17 protein-coding genes are annotated in these 23,850 nt (G+C 73.5%); 6 read left to right on the top strand and 11 right to left on the bottom strand.

The annotated features are described in order from the left end of the window. Positions 1–58: 58 nt before the first annotated feature. Positions 59–2,128, top strand: coding sequence for a glycosyl hydrolase family 28-related protein (locus IO39_RS24795; protein WP_043627678.1), 2,070 nt, complete (start codon positions 59–61; stop codon positions 2,126–2,128). 70 nt (positions 2,129–2,198) lie between these two features. On the opposite strand, the gene IO39_RS24790 is transcribed toward IO39_RS24795, so the two are convergent. The 4 genes from IO39_RS24790 to IO39_RS24780 form a co-directional block, all read right to left on the bottom strand. Then, the gene (locus tag IO39_RS24790; protein ID WP_043627676.1) at positions 2,199–3,071 is read right to left on the bottom strand and encodes a fumarylacetoacetate hydrolase family protein; all 873 of its coding nucleotides are present in this window, start codon (positions 3,069–3,071) and stop codon (positions 2,199–2,201) included. Between the two features lie 107 nt (positions 3,072–3,178). After that, a complete protein-coding gene (locus IO39_RS59030; RefSeq protein WP_281200130.1) occupies positions 3,179–3,280 on the bottom strand; it encodes a multicopper oxidase domain-containing protein in 102 nt (33 codons plus the stop codon). 281 nt (positions 3,281–3,561) lie between these two features. Further along, a complete protein-coding gene (locus IO39_RS24785; protein ID WP_043627672.1) occupies positions 3,562–4,752 on the bottom strand; it encodes a L,D-transpeptidase in 1,191 nt (396 codons plus the stop codon). 168 nt (positions 4,753–4,920) lie between these two features. Continuing rightward, positions 4,921–7,686, bottom strand: a complete 2,766-nt coding sequence (locus IO39_RS24780; RefSeq protein ID WP_169789111.1) for a CHAT domain-containing protein — start codon at positions 7,684–7,686, stop codon at positions 4,921–4,923. A 139-nt stretch (positions 7,687–7,825) separates the two neighbouring features. On the opposite strand from IO39_RS24780, the gene IO39_RS24775 reads away from it, so the two are divergent. The 4 genes from IO39_RS24775 (at position 7,826) to IO39_RS24760 (ending at position 11,083) form a co-directional block, all read left to right on the top strand. Beyond that, positions 7,826–9,154, top strand: a complete 1,329-nt coding sequence (locus tag IO39_RS24775; protein WP_043627670.1) for a S8 family peptidase — start codon at positions 7,826–7,828, stop codon at positions 9,152–9,154. Between the two features lie 38 nt (positions 9,155–9,192). Beyond that, positions 9,193–9,768 carry an RNA polymerase sigma factor gene (locus IO39_RS24770; protein ID WP_211267153.1) on the top strand — a complete coding sequence of 192 codons (576 nt, stop codon included), beginning with the start codon at positions 9,193–9,195 and terminating at the stop codon, positions 9,766–9,768. Positions 9,769–9,774: 6 nt separating this feature from the next. Beyond that, the gene (locus IO39_RS24765; RefSeq protein WP_043627665.1) at positions 9,775–10,260 is read left to right on the top strand and encodes a hypothetical protein; all 486 of its coding nucleotides are present in this window, start codon (positions 9,775–9,777) and stop codon (positions 10,258–10,260) included. A 172-nt stretch (positions 10,261–10,432) separates the two neighbouring features. After that, positions 10,433–11,083, top strand: coding sequence for a hypothetical protein (locus IO39_RS24760; RefSeq protein WP_043627663.1), 651 nt, complete (start codon positions 10,433–10,435; stop codon positions 11,081–11,083). 61 nt (positions 11,084–11,144) lie between these two features. Here the strand turns inward: IO39_RS24760 and IO39_RS24755 are convergent, their stop codons facing one another. Continuing rightward, complete coding sequence (locus IO39_RS24755) at positions 11,145–14,423, bottom strand: glucodextranase DOMON-like domain-containing protein (protein WP_211267152.1); 3,279 nt, start codon at positions 14,421–14,423, stop codon at positions 11,145–11,147. A 281-nt stretch (positions 14,424–14,704) separates the two neighbouring features. On the opposite strand from IO39_RS24755, the gene IO39_RS24750 reads away from it, so the two are divergent. Beyond that, positions 14,705–15,532 (top strand): polysaccharide deacetylase family protein, encoded by an 828-nt coding sequence (locus IO39_RS24750; RefSeq protein WP_245642192.1) that lies wholly within the window; start codon positions 14,705–14,707, stop codon positions 15,530–15,532. 346 nt (positions 15,533–15,878) lie between these two features. On the opposite strand, the gene IO39_RS24745 is transcribed toward IO39_RS24750, so the two are convergent. From IO39_RS24745 to IO39_RS24720, 6 genes are all read right to left on the bottom strand, one after another. Beyond that, complete coding sequence (locus IO39_RS24745; RefSeq protein ID WP_052423330.1) at positions 15,879–18,677, bottom strand: DUF5682 family protein; 2,799 nt, start codon at positions 18,675–18,677, stop codon at positions 15,879–15,881. After that, a complete protein-coding gene (locus IO39_RS24740; RefSeq protein WP_043627662.1) occupies positions 18,674–19,789 on the bottom strand; it encodes an ATP-binding protein in 1,116 nt (371 codons plus the stop codon). The genes IO39_RS24745 and IO39_RS24740 overlap by 4 nt, the downstream gene beginning before the upstream one ends. Before the next feature lie 12 nt (positions 19,790–19,801). After that, positions 19,802–21,202: a VWA domain-containing protein gene (locus IO39_RS24735; RefSeq protein ID WP_084773433.1), complete on the bottom strand. Its 1,401-nt coding sequence runs from the start codon at positions 21,200–21,202 to the stop codon at positions 19,802–19,804. Next, complete coding sequence (locus IO39_RS24730; protein ID WP_043627783.1) at positions 21,199–22,581, bottom strand: hypothetical protein; 1,383 nt, start codon at positions 22,579–22,581, stop codon at positions 21,199–21,201. The genes IO39_RS24735 and IO39_RS24730 overlap by 4 nt, the downstream gene beginning before the upstream one ends. Before the next feature lie 142 nt (positions 22,582–22,723). Next, positions 22,724–23,215 (bottom strand): hypothetical protein, encoded by a 492-nt coding sequence (locus tag IO39_RS24725; RefSeq protein ID WP_211267151.1) that lies wholly within the window; start codon positions 23,213–23,215, stop codon positions 22,724–22,726. Positions 23,216–23,359: 144 nt separating this feature from the next. Continuing rightward, a complete protein-coding gene (locus tag IO39_RS24720; protein ID WP_043627657.1) occupies positions 23,360–23,776 on the bottom strand; it encodes a cupin domain-containing protein in 417 nt (138 codons plus the stop codon). Positions 23,777–23,850 lie beyond the last annotated feature (74 nt).

Genomic DNA, 23,850 nt, shown 5'->3' with positions numbered 1-23,850 from the left:
GTGCGGGGGGCCTACTGTCACCTCACCCCCTGATGGAGACAGCGAGAAACGAGCACGCATGCCTCGCACCCTCACCGCGGCGTTCCTCGCCGCCGCCCTGGTCTGCGGCCTCACCGCCCCCGCCTCGGCCTCAACCCCCTCCTCGGCCCCGGCTTCCGGCTCCGCTGCGGCACCGGGCTCGGCCCCCGGCGATGCCACGCGGTTCACGTCCGGGAAGCCCGGTTCCGGGGCTCCCGTCGTGACGCGGGCGGCGCTGGATCCGGCGCTGGTCGAGGGGCGGGGCGCGGCGGTGCCGTTCCTGGAGCAGGAGGCGGAGAACGCCGCCACGAACGGCACGGTCATCGGGCCGGACCGCGGCGCGTACACGCTGCCCGCGGAGGCGTCCGGGCGCCGGGCGGTGCGGCTGACGCCGGGGCAGCACGTGGAGTTCACGCTGCCGGCCCGGGCCAACGCGATCACCGTGCGCTACAGCCTGCCCGACGCGCCCGGCGGCGGCGGCATCACGGCGCCGCTCGACGTCGCGGTCAACGGCAGGAAGCGCGCCACGATGACGCTGACCTCGCAGTACGCGTGGCTCTACAACCAGTACCCGTTCACCAACGACCCGAATGCCGGCCTGCTGCACCCCGACTGGTGGACCACCGAGTGCGCGTGCGTGCCGGCCGCGACGACGCCGCCGCCCGAGATCGCCAAGCCGTTCCGCCCGAACCACTTCTACGACGAGCAGCGCCTGCTGCTGGGCCGGACCTACCGGGCGGGCGACCGGGTGCGGCTGACCGTCCCCGCCCGCAGCGCCGCCGCGTGGACGGTCATCGACCTGCTCGACTCCGAGCTCGTCGGCCCGCCCCGGATCGTGCCGCGCGCGGCCGACGTGCTGGCGTTCGGGGCCGATCCCACCGGGCGGCGGGACGCGGCGGGCGCGATCGAGCGGGCCATCGCGTACGCCAAGCGCAAGGGGCTGAAGGTCTACCTGCCGCCGGGGACGTACCAGGTCAACCGGCACATCATCGTGGACGACGTGACCATCGCCGGCGCCGGCAACTGGTACACGATCATCAAGGGCCGCGAGGTCGCGCTCCCGAGCCCCGCCCCCGACGGCTCCGTGCACACGGGCGTCGGCTTCTACGGCAGGGCCGCCGCCGAGGGCGGCAGCCGCAACGTGCACCTGTCGGGCTTCGCGATCGAGGGCGACGTGCGCGAGCGCATCGACACCGACCAGGTCAACGGCATCGGCGGCGCGATGAGCGACTCCACCATCGACGGCCTGCACATCCGCCACACCAAGGTCGGCATGTGGTTCGACGGCCCGATGACGAACCTGCGCATCACCAACAACGTCATCGTCGACCAGATCGCCGACGCCATCAACTTCCACGGGGGCGTCACGAACTCGGTCGTGTCGAACAACTTCGTCCGCAACAGCGGCGACGACGCGCTGGCCATGTGGTCGGAGAAGCTGCAGAACGCGGGCAACACGTTCGAGCGCAACACCGTGCAGACGCCCGTGCTGGCCAACGGCATCGCCGTCTACGGCGGCGCGGACAACACGATCGCGGGCAACCTGATCGCCGACCCGATCAGGGAAGGCAGCGCGCTCCAGGTGGGCTCCCGCTTCGGGGCCGAGCCGTTCGCCGGGCGGCTGGACATCACCGGCAACACCACCGTGCGGGCCGGCACGTACGAGCTGAACTGGAACATCGGCCTGGGCGCCATCTGGTTCTACGCGCTGGAGCGGGACATCGCCGCCGACATCCGGGTGACCGGCAACGACTTCCTCGACAACACCTACAACGCGATCATGCTGGTGAGCGAGTGGTCGGTGAAGGACCTGTACTCGATCACGAACGTGCACTTCAAGGACATCCGGGTGGACGGCGCCGGCACCTCCGTGGTCAGCGCCCGGGTGAAGGGGTCGGCCACGTTCGAGAACGTCGACGCGCGCAACGTGGGCGCGGTCGGGGTCAACAACTGCGGGTCGTTCGGCTTCCCCGCCGGCGGGTCCGAGTTCTCGCTGGCCGATCGGGGCGGCAACGACGGCGGGTGGCTGGCGCCGTGGCTGCTGCCGAACACCATCACCTGCGACGACCGCCCGCCGGTGGTCCCCCCGCCCGCCCCGTCCCCGTGGTGAGCGGGCCGTCCCCCTCACGCGTTCGGCAGAGCCGCCCCTCCGGAGACGCGGTCCGGAGGGGCGGTCCGCGTCATCGGGCGGCCGGCTCCGGCACGCCCCTGACCACGCTGGTCGTCAGGGTGCCCAGCTCGGCGATGCCGATCGTCACCGTGTCGCCGTCCCGCAGCGTGAACGGCAGGTCGGGCACCAGGCAGGTGCCGGTGGCCAGCACCGCGCCGTCGGGGAAGACGTCAGCCCTGAACAGGTAGCCCGCCAGGTCGTCGAGGCGGCGGTTGAGCTGGGAGGTGCTCGCCTTGCCCTCCCAGACCGTCTCCCCCGCCCTGGCGATGGCGAGCGAGATGTCCAGCGCGTACGGGTCGGCGACCTCCCACGCCGGCCTGATCGCCGGGCCCACCGCGCACGCGCCCAGGTAGATCTTGGCCTGCGGCAGGTAGAGCGGGTTGACCCCCTCGATGGTGCGGGAGCTGACGTCGTCCACAATGGTGTAGCCGACGATCTCGCCGTGGGCGTTCAGCACCAGGCCCAACTCCGGCTCCGGCACGTCGATCTCGGAGTCGGCGCGCACCGCGATGCGCCCGCCGTCCCCGGTGACCTTCCAGGCCACCGACTTGAAGAACAGCTCGGGCCGCTCGGCGTCGTAGACCAGCTCGTACACGTCGGCGGCGCGCTCGCTCTCCAGCACCCGGGCCTCGCGCGAGCGCCGGTAGGTCACGCCGGCCGCCCACACCTCCATGCGCCCGTCCACGGGCGGCAGCAGCGCCACGGAGCCGGACGGGTGCCGCGCCCCGTCCGCGGCGGCGCACCGCTCGCGCAGCTCATCGGAGGACAACCGGAGCAGTTCACCCACGCTCGTGACGCCCGTCAGCTCCACCACGTGCCCGCCGTCGTCGACGCCGACGGCATCCGCGCCGGTCAGAGGGCTTGTGAACCGTACGATCTGCATGCGTGCTCCTAGCTCCATCAGACGAGGGGGCTCATGTCATCCGATGAATGTCCCCTATGGGATCAACTTAGTAGTTCGCCGGGATGATCGGGAGGGCCCCGGCGCGGTCAGATCACCTCGCTGTCGGCCATCATCGCCATGTCCTCGTGCTCCGGGTTGTGGCAGTGCGGCATGTACCGGCCGCGACAGCCGTCGAAGCGGGCCGGCACGGGCGGCTAGAAGGCCACCAGGAACTCGTAGACGTTCAACGTCCAGACCAGCAGCCACAGCGCGACGGTCGGGAGCCGGACGAACCCGCGCCCGCCTGAGTCAGTAGGCACCCGCTCTCACAACGCCTTCCCTTGACGGCGGTGTCGTCCTACCAGTGTGCGTCCGGTCCGCCCGCTCCGCGCAAGCCCCGGCTCCTACCCGCCGACCGGTCCGCCCGCCCCACGCGAGCTCCGGCTCCTACCCGCCGACCGGTTCGCCCGCTCCGCGCGAGCTTCGACTCCTACCCGTTGACGGGTTCGCCGAGCGCGCTGCCCGCCAGCCACTCCTGCCACGACCTGGCCCAGGGCGTGGGCCCGTTGCCGAACTCCAGCTTCCTGGAGGTGCCGGTGACCTCGATGATGTCGCCGCGCTGGGTGAACTCGTAGAACCAGCGGGCGTCGGCGGGGGCGGCGTTCACGCAGCCGTGGCTGACGTTGGAGTTGCCCTGCGCGTCGGTCGACCAGGGGGCGGAGTGGAAGAAGGTGCCGCTGTAGGTCATGCGGACGTTCCACTTGGTCCGGATGCGGTACTCGCCGGGCTCGCCGATCGTCGCCGAGTCCATGACCAGGTCGGGGGTCTTCTCCTGGGCGATCATGACGCCGGAGTAGCTGTCGTCGCCCGGTCTGCCCAGGCTGACCGGGATGGTCCTGACGACCTCGCCGTCCTTCCGTACGACCGCGCGGTGTGCCTTGGCGTTGACCTTGGTGATGTGCTCGGGCCCGACGGTGAAGGTCAGGCGGCGGTCCTTGGTGCCCCACAGCCCGGCCCCGGCCCGCAGCCCGGCCAGGTGCGCCACGACCGTCACCTTCTGCCCCACCGGCCAGTACTCGCGTGGCCTGAACTGCACCTCCCGGTCGCTCACCCAGCTCCACGCGCCCTCGACCGGCTGCGACATCCGCACCTCCAGCGAGCGCTCGATCGCGGCCCGGTACTTCCTGGCCGTGATCGGCTTGGACAGCAGGAGCTGGACGGGCATGCCGACGCCGACCTTCTCGCCGTCCAGCGGGGACATGCCGCTCTCCAGCACCCGCTCGGGCTTCAGGGTGGTGAACGTGGAGGTGCCGGTCACCTGCTTGCCGTCGGTGCCGGTCGCCGCCGCGCTGACCGTGTACGCCGCCGACGGCCGCAGCGGCCACCTGGGCCGCCACGTCCCGTCCGCGCCGAGGGCGCCCTTCACCTCGCGGCCCTTGGCGTCGGCGACGCTCACCTGCGTGACCCGGCCGCCACTGGCCTTGACGCTGATCCCCGTGTCGGGGGCGACCTTCTTCGCGCCGTCGGCGGGGGTGATCGACAGTTTCGCCACCGGGCCCCGCGTCTGCTGGGACCCGGCCGGGGCGCCCGCGCCGCCGCCCGATGAGGTGCATCCCGCCGTGACGAGCAGCGCCGCCGCGAGGATGCCGGCCATGGTCCGGCTGGTCCGGCCGTTCCGCATCGTTGATGCCTCCCGTGCCTGACATATTGGCAGTCATTCACATATGACCGTCATCGACGGTCCGCGCCGACCCCTGCCCCGAATCAGCACCCCTCATGCGGGCTCCGGCTCAGCGCGCTCCCGGACCGCCGCCGGCCCCGAGACCGCCGCCGACGCCCAGGCTCCCGTTCACGCCCAGGCCCCCTCGGCGTCCAGGCTCCCGTTCGCGCCCAGGCTCCCGTTCGTGCCCAGGCCGCCGTCGGCGCCCAGGCTGACGAAGGACAGGGCCGACACCTGCGCGGCCGAGTCGTCGGAGACGGACGTCTGGGCGGTGGCCAGGGCCTGCGCGGCCGTCATGCCGGAGGAGAGCGCGCGGTGGAAGGCCATCATGACGGGCGCGGTCGCGATGTCGGGGATGGAGATGACCGGGACGATGATCTGGCGGGTGCCCTGGGCGAGCAGCGTGGCGCACAACCCGAGCAGCTCGTCACCGGCCAGCACGGCGGAGCGGCCGACGTCGCAGGCCGCCAGCACCACCAGCTCCGGCGCGCTGGGCAGGGTCTCCAGGTCGTAGGCCGTCAGCGGGCCGTCGGAGAGCAGGACCGAGGAGAACAGCGGGTTGCTGGAGTGGACGCGCCCGTGCGCCGCCAGGTGGGCCAGCGCGGCGCCGTCCAGCTCGGACATGACGGTGCGCACGCTGGCGTCGGCGCCCAGCAGCGGCTCGACGCCGTGCAGCGCGGCCACGCCCGTGGCCTCCTCGTGCGCCCCGAGCAGCTCGGCCCCGCTCCGGTCGGGCCCGGCCACCACGACGACCCGCTGCCGCTCCCGCCCGGCGGACGAGTCCCGGCCGGCGGACGAGTCCCGCCCGGTGAACGAGTCCCGGCCGGCGGACGAGTCGCGGCCGGAGTGCCACAGGGCCGCCGACGGGCAGACGGTGATCGGGCGGCCGGTGCAGGAGGGCAGCAGCGACCAGGGCACGGACTGCAGCAGGCCGGTCGGCACCAGGACGAGCGGCCGGTCGCCGAGGATCCCCGCCAGCGGCGCGAACAGCGCCTGGTCCATGCGGGCGGAGATGTCGGCGAGCAGGTGGCGGGCGGCCACGCGGCTGGGCTCCAGGGTGCGCGGGCTGATCAGCCGCTGGAGCACGAACGGCAGGAAGGCCATGGAGTCGCGCAGGGGCCCGACCGGGCCGAGCGTGGTCAGCCGCAGCCGCCCGGACACCAGCGTGATCGCGTGGAGGCAGTCGTCGAGGCAGACGAACTCCACCAGCGCCGACTCGCCCAGCGCCGCCTCCAGCCGGGCGACGTCGAGCCCGGGCAGGCGGCCCTGGCCGGTGCGCGAGGGGTGGGTGCGGCAGTGGTCGCGGATGCGCCGCTCCAGCGCGACCTGCTCGTGCAGCAGGCGGGGCGGCGTGGTGCGGCCGGCGGTGTCCCTGATCTCGACCATGACCTGCCGCAGCTCGGCCAGCATGGCGGCCAGCGCCGGGTCGGAGGACGGCCGCACCGGGCGGGACATGAGCTGGCCCGCCCGCCCCTGCTCGGCCCATTCGAGCACCTGTCGCGCCCGCCCGTCCTCCAGCGCGATGCGCAGCCCGAACTCGGCCAGCTCGACCTGGTGGGCGGCGGCGTGGGCGCGCACGTCGGTGGCGCCCAGCGTGGAGCCGTGCTCGGCCAGGATCTTGACCCCGGTGCGCGCGGCCAGGGCGGCGCCGCGCCGGTTGCCGGCCGAGAGCCGCAGCAGCGCCTCCGCGTGCCAGCCGAGCGCCCGGAGCTGGGCGGGCCCGCGGCGGCGGCGGACGCTGACCTCGCGCAGCCGCCGCTCGCCGCGCTCGGCCCGGCCGCGGGCCAGCGCCAGCTTGCCGGCCGTGATCGCCGCCTCGGCCGCGGCCGTCTGCCAGCCGGCGGCGGCCAGGGCCTGCGCCAGCTCCTCGACCTGGTCCAGCCGGGTGCGCGCGGTCAGGCCGTCTCTGCGCAGGCGCGCCTGGAAGGCGGTGAAGCGGGCGAGCACCGCCCACTCCGGCCGCTGCTGGCGGGTCAGCTCCCTGACCGCGCGCCCGGCCTCGCGCAGCGCCGCGTCGGGGTCGCCGTCGAGCGTCAGCGCCTGGGCCAGCTGCAGCCGCGCCTCGGGCAGGCCGATCCAGCGCCGCTCCTGCTCGAACGCGGCCACGGCCGCCTGCGCGCTCTCGCGGGCCTCGGCCGTGAGCCGCAGGGACAACAGCAGCTCGGTGCGGTCCATCAGCAGCCAGGCCACCTGGGCCTTCTGCTCCCGCAGCCGCTGCTCGGCCTCGTCGAGGAGCCGCAGCGCGGGCAGCGCGTCGCCCTGCACGGCCTTGATCCAGCCGTGGTTCTGCAACACGAAGGCGAGCCGGAACCCGAGATCGTGGCGCACGCAGATCTCGCCCGCCTCGACGAGGTCGGCCTCGGCGCGGGCGAACTGGTGGCGCCGGCCGCGGATGACGGCGCGGTTGAGCAGCGTGCGCTGGACCCAGAGGTGGTCGCCGGCGGCGCGCAGGATCGGCAGCGCGGTCTGGTAGCCCTCGTGGGCCTCCTCCAGCCGGCCGAGCTGGGCCAGGATCGTGCCCCGCTGGGCCTGCGCCCGCGCCCACTCCACCCCGCCCAGGGCGTCGAGCGCGGCGTCGATCTCGCGCAGCGCCGCCGCCGGCTTGCCGCGCACGTTGAGCACGAACGCCAGCGTCATGCGGGCCTCGGCCTCGACCACCTGCGAGCCGGAGCGCCGGCCCAGCTTGACCGCCTCGCGCAGCCGCCGCAGCGACGCGTCGGGGTCCTCCAGGTGCAGCTTGGCCAGGCCCACCGCGCGCAGGGCGACGGCGGCGGAGGCCAGGTCGCCGGCGGCCCGCGCGTCGCGCGCGACGCTCTCCGCCATGCGCACCGATCGCGCCGGGTCGGTGTCGGCCAGGCGCAGCGCCTCGCGGGCACGCTCCTGGCCGGGACTCACGGTCACACCTGAGCCAAGCGTGCGGGGCTCTCGGGTGTCAACGGACTTTTTTTCGGCCGCAGGTGTATCAGGAGTCGGCGAGCGCTTTCTGCTTCTGGCGAGGCGGCGACCGACCGTCCCCCCGGAAGGAACGTCAACCATGCGACTTGCATTCGGAGCCCGCGAGATCTACGAGTCCGGCCGGCTCGTGGTGGCTCTGCCGTACGACCAATTCGTGTGCGGAGAGCTGAACAGGCTGGCCGCGCACACCCACGCGTCGGTCGCGGACAGGAGCGAAACGCTCGGGCTCGCGCTCATCGAGATCGACGACCCGGACGCCGTGCCGGACAAGCTCCTCGCGCATTACCCCGATGTCGCGAAGGACGAGTCGTACACCCGTTCGCCGAACGCCATCGACCGCATCCTCGCGCTGCTGCGGCACCACTTCGCCGAGCTGCTCGAAGGTTATGTGCCCGACATGGGCAAGAACCGCGTCGCGCAGGTGCGCGGCGAGCCGTATCTCGACGGCGGCGGCGACGGCGATCCCACCGCGGCGGACGGCGCGGGCTGGGACCTGCACCCGGCGGAGGTGGGCGAGGGCATCTCGGTCGGCGTCTTCGACACCCAGCTCGACGACGCGCATCCGTATTTCGCGAACAAGACCGTCGCGACCCGGCCCCGGGACCGGCTCCGGCCGACGGGCGAGCCGCCCAAGCACACCGAGGGGCACGCGACCATGATAGCGGGGCTCATCCTGAGGCAGGCTCCTGGCGCCGGGGTGACCGTGCGCCAGATCCTCGACGCGGGGGCCTCCGTCAACTCCTGGACCCTGGCCAAGGAGTTGGCGGAGTTCGCGTGGATGAAGCCCGACCTGCTCAACCTCTCGCTGGGCGAGCTGCACACCGACGACGGCAGGAAGCCGCTCATCTTCGACGCGATCGTCCGGATGTTCCCCGACACCCTGATCGTCGCGGCGGGCGGCAACCACGGCAACGTCGACGCGGAGAAGATGCCCGACCTGCCCAAGGGCCTCAGCAGGGGCGCCCCCACGTGGCCGGCGGCCATGCCCGAGGTGATCTCCGTGGGCAGCCTCACCGACGACGGCGAGCTGGCGCCCTTCACCCCGAAGATCTACCCCGAGGGTCCCGAGCGTCCGGCGCAGGCGCCGCCGTGGCTGCGCTACGGCCTGCCCGGCGTCAACGTGCGCGGCCCCTACCTGCGGGGCGAGGTCTCGATCGAGCGCCGCGACCCGCACGGCAACCTGCTGCGCGACCTCAAGGACGGCGACGGCAACCCGATCCCCAACCCCGAGGCCCGCCAGTTCCCCGAGGGCTTCGCGAAGTGGTCCGGCGCCTCTTTCGCCACGGCGACGCTGACCGGGATGATCGCCCGTACGATGGCGGCCAGCGGTCTGAAGGGCCGCGCGGGCGCGCTCACGGCACTGGGGAAACTCGTCGCCGAGGGCAGCGTCCGCAAGCTCAACGCGTAGCAGACCGTCGGGGAGCCCCCATGGGTGATGAATCGGCAGTGAGCACTCTGGTCCTGCGCGCCCGCAACGGGGATCAGCAGGCCTGGGATGCCATCGTCGATCGGTACGCGCCGCTGGTCTGGTCGATCTGCCGTCGCTACGGGCTCGATCGGCTCGACTCCGACGACGTCGGGCAGACCGTGTGGTTGCGGCTGCTGGAGAACCTCGGCCGGCTGCGCGAGCCGGCCGCCCTGCCCGGCTGGCTCGAGCGGACCACGAAGAACGAGTGCCTGCGTGTCGTGCAGACGACGCGCAGGCTCGAACGTACGGAGGAGCGGATCAAAAGAGAACCGTCCGAGCAGGTCGACCCCTTCGACGAGCTGCTCGAGCAGAGCGCCGCCGAGCGGGACAACGCGCTGCTGCGCGAGGCGTTCGCGCAGCTGCCCGACCGCTATCGGCAGCTCCTTCTGCTCCTGATGGCGGATCCGCCGGTCAGCTACGAGGAGATCAGCCGCCGCCTCGACCGGCCGATCGGCAGCATCGGCCCCCAGCGGGCCAGAAGCCTCGCGGCGCTGCGCAAGAAGCTCGCCGAAATGGATATGGCCGGTGTCGGCATGAGAACCACGGGAAGGTGAGAAGCCATGGCGAGCCCGTGGATGAGCGAGAGCGACGACGCGCTTCTGGCCGCCCTGAAAAGGGCGCTGGCCGAGTCCGAGAGCGTCCCGGCCGAGTTCGTGGCGGTGGGCAAGGCGTTGTTCGCCGTGCACTCGCTGGAGGAGGAGCTGGCCGCCCTGACCTACGACTCGGCCTTCGCCGCGCCGGAGGAGGTGTCGGCGAGCCGGGCGGACACCGCGGTGGTGCGGCTGGTGACGCTGTCCTCGGCGACGGCGATCATCGAGCTCGGGTTCGCGGAGGAGGAGGTCGTCGGTCAGCTCATCTCCACGGCTCCGGGGTTCTGCTGCGGTCCCGGCGACGTGGACGTCAAGACGCTGTCCGGCCACATCAGCACCGTCTCCCTCGACGAGGCCGGCCGCTTCCGGGTCAGGCCGATGCCGCAGGAGGCGTTCCGGCTGGTGTGCCGGCCCCTGAACGCCGCGGAGGTCCCGACGGTCTGGATCCCGCGCTGAGCCCGGCCGGTCTCGATCCCGCGGCGGGGCCGGGGTCGGATGCCGTGCCGGGCGCCGTAGCCGTACCCGGTCATGACATTCGTGACGAGACGGGGTGCGGTGGCGCGACATGCCGCCGCGGCGCGTTGCAATGATCTTGATCTGGTGTTCCGCCGCCCACAATCATGGGCCGGTGGATTACTACCTGATCTCCGCGGCGGCGGGCGATCGATCGCCCGCCGGGCTGCTGGTGGAGGAATTCGTCCTGTGTGACGACTACACGGCGGTCGGCATCGACGGCGCCGAGTGGCAACCGGAGATCGGCGCCTGGTCCGCCTCCGCCGAGCTGAGCAGGGCCATCCGCGCCGACACGGCGCTGCGCGCCCGGGTGACGCCGGTGAGCAGGCAGGAGGCGTCCCGGGCCTTCGCGCTGCTCGGCGGCGGTGAGCTGCCGGAGGAGGCGGGGCTGCGCACGCTCTTCCAGGAGCGCCGGTCGTTGCCCACCACGTCCCCGCTCAACCTGGGCGGCGGCTCGGGGGCCCGCCGCTACCGCATCCTGTTCGCCGGGGAGCTCGGCGAGGACGGCCTGGCCAACGCGCGCACGGCGCTGCGGCTGAAGCCCACCGGCGACCCCCGCGTGGTCGGCACCGCCTCGGCCAGCGCCGGCGGCCACGGGTTCACGTGGGAGCTGCGCCGGATCGGGGCGGGCATCGCCTGGTGCGTGGACGTGACCGCGCGGCTCGGCTCGGGCCCGATGACCACGCTGGGAGCGCTGCTGCACCACCACCGGCAGGCGGTGCGCGACCAGGGCCTGATCCCCGTCACCGTGGAGCGCTTCGCCTGAATCCGGAATCCGGGCGCCGCCGCCTGTCACATTTCGCCGCGCTGCTCAGCCGTCCTCAGGATCAGGGGACGGTGACGGCAGGCACGGTGACGGGGGCGCGCAGCGGGTTCAGCACGTCCGCCTGTGACCGGCCCTCGGGGACGATCACGTCGAGCGCCTTGGGCACCGCGCCGGGGTCGGCGGCGCACACCGGATCGGTGCCGCCCTCGGCGCAGACCCCGAACTGGTACGGCTGCGGCGTCGCCGCGAACCCCCTGGCCTGGTCGGCGCTGTAGCCGTCCTGCCCGGTGAGCACCACGGCGAAGCGCCACCCCGGCCCCGGCGTGCCGAAGGCGGCTCTGGGCAGCGCGATCGTGATCGTCCGCGTCGTGCCGGACGCGCGCACCGCCGCCCCGGCCCGCGCCGCGCCGGTCGCCGTCACCCAGACGGGCGCGGCGAAGCCCTGCGCCTCCACCCGCTGCGTCCAGGCGTCCTGCCCGGCGATGCGGTAGTTGCGCTGGGGGTAGGCCGGGTCGGTCGAGCGGGTGGCCACGGCCGGGTCCTGGACGTAGACGTCGAGGAGCTGGGCGCCCAGCCGGCTGCCGAACGTGGGGGTGAGGTCGCGCAGCCCGGCCCGCAGGTAGACGGTGGTCTCGTCCGTGATGACCTGGAACCTGCGCAGGTCGAACGCCCCGTCGCGGAAGTCGGCGGCCGTCGGGTAGGCGTAGGTGCCGGGGCCGTCGTCGTCGCCGTCGGGGTCGGTGACGTCGAGCACGGTCGTGGCGTCCGCGATGTCGCCGACGACCGTGCGGCGCGCGTGCCCGGTGCGGCCGTCCCCCGTGGTGGCGGTCACGGTGAGCACGACCTCGCCGAACGAGACCGGGGCCCGCGCCGAGAAGGCGCCGTCCGCGCCCGCCCGTACCGAGACGACCTGGGTGGGCGCGCCGGTGTCGACCGGGGTGGCCGCCAGGTCCACCCGCGCGCCCGGCGCGGTCGTGCCCGTGACGGGCACCGTCGTGCCGGCGACCGCGTCGCCGTCGGCCGGGGCGGTGAGGGTGAGCGGCGCGGCCCCGGGCGGGTCGGCGTAGCGGCGGCGCACGACGCCGGGCTGCTCGACCGGCTCGTTGCCGCCCATGGACAGGATGAGCCGGAGGGCCTGGGCCTGCGCCCAGGTCAGGGGCGAGGCCGAGCCGGCGGGCCCGCCGTCGCGGAAGCCGATCGACGCGACGGCGGGGTCGGTCCCGTACGGCGACGCGGCCAGGTCCGGGTTCTCCCACGCCTGCTCGGGGATCAGCCCGGTGCCCGACGCCATCGCCCGCATGGCGGCCAGCAGCGACGCCGCCGTGGCCCGGTCGCCGGTCTGCAGCGCCTGTTCGGCCCGCTCCCCCGCCAGGACCGGCCACACGTGGCCCGAGCCGGTGTTGCCGGCCGGCCACGGCCGGCCCGACGGCGCGCAGGAGGTGGGGTCGGGCTCGTGGCAGTCGCCGTAGCCGTCCTCGGTGCCGGGGGTGTCGCTGCCGTAGCGGTACCAGCCGGGGCCGCGCGCCGTCTCGCGCCCGATCACCCGGTCCACCACGGGCAGGCTGGCCAGCACGTCGGGGTCGCCGGGCGGCAGGATGCCGAGCCGGGTCAGCTCCAGGAAGCCCGCGTCCACGACGCGCCGCTGGTCCTCGGTGGGGCCGCCGTTGCCCAGGTTGTAGGAGACGGAGGCGTCCGGGTCGCCGTTCCTGGACAGGCGCAGGAAGTAGCGGGGCGCGTACGGGCCGGTCGTGGTGACCGTCCACTTCTTGACCGAGCGGGCGAAGTGGTCGGCGGTGGCCCGGTAGAGCCGGGCGCGCGCCCGGTCGCCCTGCCGGTCGGCGATCTCCCCCGCCGCCACCAGCCCGGCGATCTCCGCCGCGATCGTGGACGGCGAGTGGCCCGACTGCTCCTCCCAGCGCTCCACGCCGAACGCAGGCCCGCGCGAGAGCACGAAGTCGGCCGCCGCCCGCACCCCCGGCCACAGCCGCGCGTCGCCCGCCAGCCCGGCCTGGTAGGCCATGAGCAGCGGGTAGGCGGTCTCGTCGAGCTGGTCGCCGCCGGAGTCGGGCGCGAGCTCGCCGTTGAGCAAGGAGTTGCGCGGCATGCGGCCGTCGGGCAACTGCTGGCGCTCCAGCAGGAAGCGCACGGTGGCGCGGGCGGTCGCCACGTCGCCGGCGGCGAGGAAGCCGGTGAACGCCTCGTACAGGTCGCGGGCGAACACCTCGCGGTAGGAGCCGAAGTAGACGGGCCGGCCGCCGGGCAGCTCGTTCGCGCGCACGGCCTGCCCCCACGGGCTGGCCAGGGACGCCACGACGGCGCCGGGGAAGGTCTTGTCCTCGCCGGCCTTGAGCACGTTCGCCGACAGCCGGTAGAAGCCGGCCTGCTCCTTCGGCGGCCGGCGCAGCCCGGCGTCGTAGGCGGCCCAGCCGGCCTCGTACCGCGCGCGGGTGCTCGCGAAGGGGCGGGCCACGGCCGCGCCGGCGGTGCGCAGCGCGGCGGCCCGGTCGCGGCCGAAGCCGAGCGCGAACGTGACCTCGCCCCTGGCGTCGATCGGCAGCCGGGCGGTGGCGACCACGTTGCCGGCCGGGGCCTCGGTGTACGGGGTCAGCGCGCGAGCCGCGTCGAGCTGGGCCAGGCCGTCGCCGGGCGTGCCCGCGTAGCCGACGCTCGCCTCCGGCAGCCGGCGCTCCGCGCGCAGCGCCAGGTGGGTGGGGACGGCGTAGTCGCGGGCCGGGGCGGAGGTCTCGGTGGTGTCGTCCCAGACGACCGGGGCGCCGGTGGCGCCGTCCACCGCGCCGCTGTCGGCGCCGCCGTTGGGCGCGCCGCCGCCCCCGTGGCCGTTCACGCTCGCGTCGAGGCGCGCGTACAGCCGCAGGGTGGGCGGCTCCAGCCGGGTGCGCACGACCACGGCGTTCCGGTCCGGGTCGGTGACGTAGGTGGTGGTCAGGCGGTAGCGGCCGGACCTGTCGGTCGAGGTGATGGTGCAGGTCATGCCGGAGCCATCGGTGGCGACCCGGTAGGTGGTGTCGCGGGACTGCAGGCCGGTGAACGTGCGGCCGTCGGTCACCACGAACTGCAGGGTCTCGACGTTGGTGTTGTCGATCGTGGGCTCGTACACGTCGGACAGGACGCCGCCCGCGACCGTGTACCAGACCTTGGAGGCGCGGCCGGCGGAGGTGCCGAGGCAGTCCTTGCGCGCCAGGCCGAAGTGCGCGGCCGCGCCCGGCCCGCCCGGTGCGGGCGCCCGGGCCGGCGCGGCCGCGGCGGGGACGGCGACCAGCCCCGCGGCGACCAGGACGGCGACGATCAGGGCACGGACCGACCGGCGGATCGCGGACATGCCAGGACTCCCCTCCCGACCCCGGCGGGCCGGGAAGGAGTCGCGGACGTGCCGGGTTTCCCGGGAATGTCCGCGAGGGCTCCCCTTCCGGCCCCGATGGGTCGAGAGAAGACCAGCCCCGGACGGCTGTCAAGGGCCCGCGCCGCAGTGATCCGAAATGCCGTCTTTCGCGAACCAGGTGCGGAAGACGGTAGTCCAACCCGTTGGAACGGTCCTGTCCGGGGGTGGCCAGGACCGTCATTCAGGGGGACGCACCGGGGGCGGTGCGTGGAGGGGGACGCATGAAGATCGGCGCGCGGCCGCGCCGGCCCTTGACGGCCGGCATGCGACGGGGGACGGCCGGGACCGTCGCGGTGACGGCCCTGGTGGCGGCGGTCTGCGGGACGGGCGGGCCTACCGCCGCACCCGACCCGGCCTCGGCCACCACGAGGACCGTCGCGGCGTCCCGGACCAAGGCGGCCGGCGCGCCCACCGTCAAGGACGCCAAGCCGGTCGCCGGCGCGGCGGGCGAGAGGGTGGACTGCAAGCGTGCCAAGTGCGTGGCGCTCACCTTCGACGACGGCCCCGGCCGGCACACGGACGCGCTGCTGCGCCACCTGGCCGCCTACCGGGCGCGGGCCACGTTCTTCGTCGTGGGCCGGAACGTGGCGGCGAACCAGGCCATCGTGCGCAGGACGTACGCGGCGGGGCACGAGATCGGCAGCCACACCTGGTCGCACCCGGACCTGACGACGTTGCCGGCCGCCAAGGTGCGCGCCCAGTTCGCGCGTACCGACCGGGCGATCAAGGCGGCGATCGGGGTCCGGCCCAAGCTGGTGCGTCCGCCGTACGGGGCGTTCAACGCGGCCGTACGCAAGCAGACCAGGCGGCCACTGGTGATGTGGAGCGTGGACACCCTGGACTGGCTGCACCGCGACAGCTCCCGGGTGGCCCGCAAGACCCTCAAGTCGGTACGCCCCGGCAGCGTCATCCTCTTCCACGACATCCACCCCACGACGGTGGCCGCCATGCCGAAGGTGCTGAAGCGCCTGTCCGCGCGGGGCTACACGTTCGTCACCGTCAGCCGGCTCTACGGAGGCAGACCCCCGAAGCTCGTCTACGGCCGCTGACCGCCCTCCTCCCACCCGTCACCGCTTGAGACGGTCCGGGGCAGGTGGTCGTGGAGGGTCGCCTGGAGGGTGGCGGGGGATCGCGGGGTTCTTTCGTGTTCGGTGAACCTCGGTCGAGGGGTCGCCGTATCTGTCGGTGTGAGCGGTGATCGCGCATGAGCCCCGACCTCCCCCGCCTCCTCTCAGCGCTCCCAGGACGTCCGTGGCGCGGCGGGGCGAACCCCACCGCGCCACACCGCGCGAACCGCGCCGCGCCACACCCGCACGCGCCGCGCCGCACCGCACGAACCGCGCCAGACCGCGCGAACCGCGCCGCGCCAGACCGCGCCCGCGCGTCAGAGCAGGGTCAGGACAGCAGCCCCGCCACCGCCAGCGCCGGCTCCGGATGCGCGGCCAGCAGCGCGCGCACCTCCCGATGCCCGGCGGGGCCCTCCCCGGCCACGCGCCACTCGCCCTCGCATCCGAGCAGCCCGGCCACCGCGTCGCAGGCGGCCGGATGCTCCCGCAGCAGCGAGGCCACCGGCCCGGACGCCACCGGCGCGGCGCTCGCGGCGGCGAGCGGCTCGGGGCGCTCGCTCCACGGCGGCACCCAGGCGTCCACGGCGGTCAGCGAGCCGGGGAACGTGCGCCCGGCCTCGCGGACGAGGACCGGCACCAGCTCCGCCGCCCCGTCGCGCAGCACGGTGATCAGCTTGGGCAGCCACGGCAGCAGCACGTTGTCCGGCAGCCGCCCGAACGCCTTCGAGATCACCTCCACCACGAACCCCGACAACCCCGGCGCCGGCTCCATCGCCTGCACGAACCCGGTGATGTAGAGCGGGAACGACGGGATCACCAGCGGGTTGGCCAGCAGCTCGTCGACCCGGGCGCGCAGCTCGGCCAGCGGCAGCAGGCCGAGCTGGTGGTGCGCGGCCCACAACAGCGCCACCTTGTCGGGCGCCTCCGGGTGGGACTGCTGCACGGCCAGTTCGAGCTGGGCCCGGTCGCAGCCCAGCGCCAGGGCCAGGCTCTCCATGCTGAACAGGAAGCCCAGCATGGCCCCCACCTGCCGCACGCCGGTGTCGTCGGCCACGAAGGCCGTCGGCAGCAGCGTGCAGTAGTGCGCGTAGCCGGCCGTCACGAACGCCTCGCACCAGGCCGGCAGCTCCGGCTCGGTGCTCCGGTAGTAGGCGAGCAGCCGCCGGATCCGGCGCAGCACGTCGGGCGCGTCGTCCACGGTGCGCTCGGCCGCGAGCAGCTCGACCGCCCGCACCCCCAGCTCGTCGGTGAAGCGGCGGCTGCCCAGGAACAGGATCGAGTCCTCCACCGCCGCCAGCGCGGTGGCGGCGGTGGCCTTCTGGTCCCACACCGAGCGCCGCAGCCGCTGCTCGACCACCTGCTCGATGGTGACGCCCTCGTAGCCGAGCTCGATGATCGAGCGCTGGTGCTTGCCGAACGCCAGGTCCCAGCTCTCCTGGATGGAGCGCTCGCCGAGCCGGCGCTCGCCCATGATGGGCCGCACCGCGTCGGACGGCAGCAGGTAGCGCAGCATCCACAGCAGGTCGGAGCAGGGCACCAGCTCGGGCTCGGCGTTGAGGTCGAGCAGCGCCCGCTGGATCGTGCGCTTCTCCAGGTCGAGCCCGAGCGGCGCGAGCCGGTCGTAGACGTTCCTGGCCAGCGGCGGCATCGCGTCGTAGCCGACCTCGCCGATGCGGTCGCCGCCGAGCAGGATCTCGCACAACCGCCGCACGTCGCGCCGCCCCGGCACGACGTCCTTCTCGATGCAGGTGACGGCGGCGTCCTGGAAGTCGTACGGCGTGGGCCTGGCCCGGTTGCGCATGCCCGCCAGCAGGATCGAGGTCTCGTAGACCGCGATCGCGTCGGCGGTGCTGGCCAGGTAGCCGTTGCGGCGGGCCAGCCGGACGATGTCGACCGACCAGCCGAGCAGCTCCGCCTCGTCGAGCGCGTCGAGCGCCGGCGGGCTGGACAGGAACCCGGTCAGCTTGTCGGCGACCTCGCCCTTCGGCTGCGGCGGGGGCAGCTTGGCGGCGCTCTTGCGCGCGCCCTTCTGCCCGGCCAGCCTGAACGGGGTCAGCCGCCCCCGGGTCAGGGCCTTGGCCCAGGTCGCCGCCGCGATCGACACCGAGCCCGAGGCCAGCCCGAACTGCGCCTCGATCGCCGAGTGGCTGGACGGGATGAGGCCGTAGAGCCACTTCGTGCCGGTGCGCGGGCTGATCTCGTAGGGGGCCGTGGAGCGCACCCCGAACTGCTCGACGTGGCTGGCGGCGTGGAAGGCGCCGCACACGTAGAGGCAGTCGGCCGGGTCGGCGCCGGAGGCGGCCAGGTGCTCGCGCATCCTGGTCCACATGTAGCGCTCGCGCTCCTCGTCCACCCGCAGCCGGTCGCCGCCGGGGCCGAGCCGGCGGAACAGGCTGCCGATGAGCACCATGACCTGGCGGTAGGTGTCGTAGTCGGCGCCGGACAGGGGCTGCTCGACGTACTGGTCCCACCACTCCGACCAGTGGCGCACCTTGCCGTGGTGCAGCAGGTGCTCCTCCAGCTCGGCGAAGCGGGGGCGCAGGTCGCCGATCTCGACGCCGACGGCGTCGCCGTGCAGGCCCGCCTCCTCCTCCTTGGGGGCGCCGGACGGGTCCTCCTTGGGCGCCCACTGAAAGACGTGGTCGGTCGAGCGGTCCACCAGCACCAGCTCGACGCCGGGGGTGTCGAGCGCGTACGCGATGGCCTGGTACTCGGCCGACGCCTCGGTGATGGGCGCCACCACGCTGAGCGGCGCCCACGTCTGCGGGAACCCGTCGATGTCGGTGGCGAACGCCTGCACCGCCACCGGCAGCGTGCAGTTGCGCAGCTCGGTCAGCAGCGGCTGGAGGTCCTCGCACAGCTCCAGGTAGATGACCTTCGGCTGCTTCTCGCGCAGCCTGCGCACCATCGCCAGCGCGGAGGCCGGCGAGTGGTGGCAGACGGGGAAGATCTCCAGTTCCTCGCGCAGCGCCCGGTCCACGTCGTCGACCAGGCCCGACAGGATGCCGGACACGGCGACGGGGCCGCCCGCGAACTTCTCGGCGGCGTCGAGGAGCTGGCCGCGGAGCTCCCCGAAGGGGCCCGCCTGGCCGCGGTCGTCCCGGACGCTCGTCTGGCTGCCGGTCATGAGAGGGTCTTGATGGCCTCGCGGCCGCCCTCGAGGAACTCCGGCCACTCCCCGCCGTCCTTCTTGCTGCGCGGCTCGACGACGCCGTGCCAGTACTTGTTGAGGATGGCCAGGTCCTCGGGGCTGCGCCGGGCCAGCGAGCCGACCAGCGACCCGGCCAGCGTCTGGGCGCGCAGCACCCGGTCGCCGAAGAAGTGGCTGTGCAGGATGGCGTCCTCCAGCACGCCGATCTGCTCGGCCGTGGACAGCGCCGACTCCAGCTTGTCGTCGTCGCTGGTGGCCGAGGCCGCCGCCGAGCGCAGGTCGGCGAAGCTCTGCAGCAGGATGTCCAGCAGCGTGGGCGGCAGGTCCAGCTCGATGCGGTGCCGGCGCAGCAGCTCCTCGGTGCGGAAGCGGACGATCTCCGCCTCGCTCTTCTTGTTCGTCACCACCGGGATGCGGACGAAGTTGAAGCGCCGCTTGAGGGCCGAGGACAGGTCGTTGACGCCACGGTCGCGGCTGTTGGCGGTGGCGATGATGGAGAAGCCGGGCTGGGCGAAGACGATGTTGTCGTCGTCGAGCTCGGGGATGGAGACGTATTTCTCCGACAGGATCGAGATCAGCGCGTCCTGCACGTCGCTGGTCGAACGCGTCAGCTCCTCGAAGCGGCCGATCACGCCGCGCTCCATCGCCGTCATGATCGGCGAGGGGATCATCGACTCGCGGGACTGGCCCTTGGCGATGACCATGGAGACGTTCCACGAGTATTTGATGTGGTCTTCCGTGGTGCCGGCCGTGCCCTGCACCACGAGGGTCGAGTTGCGGCTGATCGCCGCCGACAGCAGCTCGGCCAGCCAGCTCTTGCCGGTGCCCGGGTCACCGATGAGCAGCAGGCCCCGGTCGGAGGCCAGGGTCACGATGCTGCGCTCGACGAAGCTGCGGTCGCCGAACCACTTCTGCGGGATCTCCCTGTCGATGCCGTCCGAGCGCTCCGAGCCCAGGATGAACAGCCGGATCATGCGGGGGCTGAGCCGCCACGAGAACGGCTTGGGGCCGTCGTCGATCGACTCCAGGTAGTCGAGCTCCTCGGCGTACTTCACTTCGGCCGGGGCGCGCAGCATGTCGTCACTCATTTTCACGTTCTCCTAGGTGAGGAAGTTCTTGAGCTCGAAGACGAGCTTGCGGATGTGGCCCGAGATCACGGGGGTGCCCAGGCCCTTGAGCTTCTGGCGGTACCACGGGTCGACGCTCGCGTGGCCGGAGCTGTTGACCGAGCCGACGGGGATGAACTTGACCCCCGAGCGGTGGATCGCCTCGAAGTCGTTGATCAGTGAGCGGTTGTCGTAGAAGTCGGAGATCCACACCATCACGGTGTTGCGCGGATCGCTGATCTTCGGCCGGGCCAGCGCCATCGCGGCGGTGCCGTCGGTGCCGCCGCCGAGCGTGGTGCGCAGCAGCACCTCGAACGGGTCGTGCACCCAGGGGGTCAGGTCGAGCGCCCTGGTGTCGTACGCGATCAGGTGCACGTCCACCTTCGGCAGCCCCGCGAAGATCGAGGCCAGGATGGTGCAGTTGACCATGGCGTCCACCATGGAGCCCGACTGGTCGACCACCACGATCAGGCGGGCCGGGGTGGTGCGGCGGGCGGTCTGCTTGTAGAAGAGCCGGTCGACGTAGAGCCGCTCGTCCTCGGGGCTCCAGTTGGTGAGGTTCTTCCAGATCGTGCGCTCGACGTCGAGGTTGCGGTAGACCCGCTTGGGCGGCACCGACCGGTCGATGACGCCGGCGCTGGTCTTCTCCACCTGGGTGCGCAGCACCTCGGCGACCTCGTCCACGAACCTGCGGATCAGCGCCTTGGCGTTGGCCAGGGCGACGCCCGACAGGTTGGACTTGTCGTGCAGGAGCTGCTCGATGAGCGACATGCTGGGCGTGAGCTGTCTGGCCAGCGCCGGGTCGTTGAGCACCTCGCGCAGGTGCATGCGCTTGACCAGGTCGCCCTCCAGGCCGGCCAGGACCTTGGCCAGCTCCTCGTCGCCCACGCGGTGGCGCAGGCCGCCGGGCTCGCAGCCCATGCCGCGCTCGAACCAGCCCGCGTCGGCCTTCCAGCTCTCCAGCCGGGTCGCGGTGACGTTGCCCGTGCCCGTGGCGAACACGTTGAGCAGCAGCTTGGAGACCAGCGCCGCGCGGCGCACCTCGTCGCCCGCCTCGTGCTCCTGGTCGGCCATCAGGCCCTGGAACTCGGCGGCCAGCTCGGGGAAGCGCTGCACCAGGTTGTCGATCGAAACTCCTGGGTCGAGCAGCGCGTGCGGCAGGTCGAGGTCGCCGACGATGCCGAGGCTGGCGTTCTCCAGCGCGGGCTGCTCGTCCGGGCCGAACAGCCGGGACAGCAGCCGCCAGTAGAGCACCTGACGCCTGGTCTGGTCGGCGCTCTGCACGTCCGCCACGGCCCCGCCCTGCGTCGTGCCGCCCTGCGTGGTGCCGCCCTGCGTGGTGTCGCCGGTTTGCGGGGTGCCGCCGGTTTGCGTCGTGTCCGTGATCTCGGTCATTTCCGCAGCAGCCGTCCCGCCCGCTCGCGCAGCACGGCGACCACGTCGCCGTTCTTGGTCTCGGCCTTGGCCGCCTTGGGGTCGGTGGGGCCCAGCGCCCAGTCGCCGGTGTGCACGGCGACCGGCTGCTTCTTGACCGCCGTCTGCACGGCCAGCGGCTGCAGCGACCACTGCCCGGCGTCCCAGCGCACCAGCCCGATGCAGGCCGTGGACGCCTTGACCAGCGCCGGGGTGAGCGGGCCGCAGGACGGCAGCCGGTCGAGGTCGAGCGCGAGCCGGTCGCCGCCCAGGGTGAGCGTCTGCCCGTCGCTCTTGTAGCCCTCGACGAAGACGGGCTCGGCGATGCGTACGGGGTGGCGTTCGAGCGGCGTCACCGCCGGCGCCGTCACGGAGGCGAGCTGCACCCGGGCGACGGCGAACGGGTCGGCCTCCTCGCCCGCGCGGGCCCGGTCGTCGTGCCACACCAGGTCGCCGCCGGGCAGCAGCGGCATGTCCGTGATCTCCAGGCTGCGGCGCCCGGCCAGCGCGCTCATCAGCACCGGCTGTCCGCCGAACAGCCGCCACAGCGTCGGGCCGACGATCGTGTCGACCTTGGCGGCGGCCACGCTGGTGCGGACGAGCCCGGCCGGCCCGCCGTTGCGCTCCAGAATGCCGTGAACCTGCACGCGGACGACCGTCGCGTGCTCGTGCACGTCGGCGCCCAGGATCAGCAGCCGGCCCGAGACCTGCTCGGCGCCGCCGTGCCACGGGCCCTGCTGGGCCAGCAGCAGGGCGCGCGTCCACAGGTCGGCCCACCTGCGGGCGGGCAGCCGCGCCATCGTGGCGACCGGGGACGAGGCCCGCAGCTCCGCCGCCAGCCCGTCGAGCAGCACCGCCAGGCCGCGCAGCTCCGGCACGGCCAGCAGCGCCTCGATCGTCCGGTCGGCCGAGGAGACCAGGTCGTGGTCCACGCCGCGCCAGCCCACGATGGCCAGCTCGCGCAGCCAGTCACGGCAGCCGGCCAGCAGGTTGCCGGGCGTCTCCGCCCGGCCCGGGCCGGCCTCCCAGGCGGCGCGCGGGCGGCCCAGCGCGGCGTCGAGGCGGCCGAGCAGGGCGTCGTGCACCGATCCGAACAGCGCCGCCCGCGCGCCGGCCAGCGCCGCCAGGTGCTCGTCGGCGACCGACCCGGCGCTCACCTTCGCCACGGCCTCGCTCACGCGCTCACCGAGGGGGCTGCCCGCCAGCGCGCCCGCCAGGGCGGCCAGCGCCGCGCCCGGCTCCTCGCCGATCCGGGCGAACCCGTGGGCGAGCGCGTCGTCGAACCCCGCCACCAGGTCGAGCGCCTCGCCGACCCCGGCGGGGGCGTCGCCGAGCAGCTCACTCAGTTGTACGTCGAGCATCACCACACCGCCTTCCCTGTCACGACCGGCCCCGGCCCGCGCGTCTCGTCTCCCGTCACCGGCCCCGTAAGGCGGGCCGCGCCTCCGGCGGCCCGCCTCCGTGCGCCGGCCGGCCCGCGCGTCTCGTCTCTTGTGGCCCGCATCACCGCACCGCCCCCGTCGCCGGGAACCAGTGCAGCTCGGCCAGCGGCTCGGTGCTGTCGGGCACCTCCAGGTAGGCCAGGTGGCGCAGGAACCGGCTGAACACGACGGCCGCCGGGGTGCGCTCGACGGGCCCCTTGACGTGACTCATCAGGTCGCCGCCCTCGGGCACCTCGACCCGCAGGTAGCGGGCCACCCGGTCCAGGCCGTACTGCACGACGGCCTCGTCGGCGAGCATGCAGATGTGCTTGCACGCGTAACCGTGCAGCGCGCCGCACGGACGGTTGTTGTTGGTGCTGCAACTCAGCGTGTGGGTGCCGGCGGTGATCGACGAGACGTAGACCCGCTCGATGTCGGACCCGCTCGACACGACTCCCTGCAACCGGCCGTCGGCCAGCTCGACGAAGGGCACCTTCGCCAGCTTGCGCGGCTGGACCGGCGGCACGACCCGCACCGAGCTGCGCTGCTCCCACGCGGTTATGTCCGCGTCCACGACTTCAGAACCTCCCGCCCGCCGGCTCATGAGCGCAGGCGGAAGTGCCCGTGCCCGTACGGCCGGCTGATCAATTGATCCGGGAACTTACCGGAGCGGGCCGACAGAACAGGGGCGAATGATCAAAGCGTCAGGAAGGGGAGATCACCGGCGATTGACGGCCTCCCAGGCGGGCTGCTCGCCGGGCGCCAGCTCGACGAAGTCGGGCAGGTCGCGCAGCGCGTCCTCGGCCCCGCCCGGGGTGTACGTGGCGATGATCCGCATGGGGCGCCACCCGGTGTTGAACGTCGAGTGCACCGTCCCCATGGGGATGTAGACGGCGTCGCCGGCGCGGACCGCGAACTCGGGCCCGTCGCCGACCGTCTGCCGGCCCTCCCCCTCGACGATGTAGAGCACCTCGTCGGAGAAGGGGTGCCGGTGGCGGTCGTGCCCCTGGCCGGGGTTGATCACGACCTCGCCGAACGTGGACGACGCGCCGGGCACGGTGCCCGGCGTGATGTGCCACTTGATCGAGCCCCAGCCGAACTGCATGGTCGGCACGGCGTCCGGGCGGCGGTGCATGGCGTGCTCCTTCGGGGTCGGCGGGCTTCGGGGCCGGTCGGTGGTCCACCGGCCACGGGCCGCGCGGGCCCGGA

The organism is Nonomuraea candida (assembly GCF_000725485.1).
In the GTDB taxonomy this organism is placed as follows: domain Bacteria; phylum Actinomycetota; class Actinomycetes; order Streptosporangiales; family Streptosporangiaceae; genus Nonomuraea; species Nonomuraea candida.
This window is presented reverse-complemented; position numbering and strand designations above follow the sequence as displayed.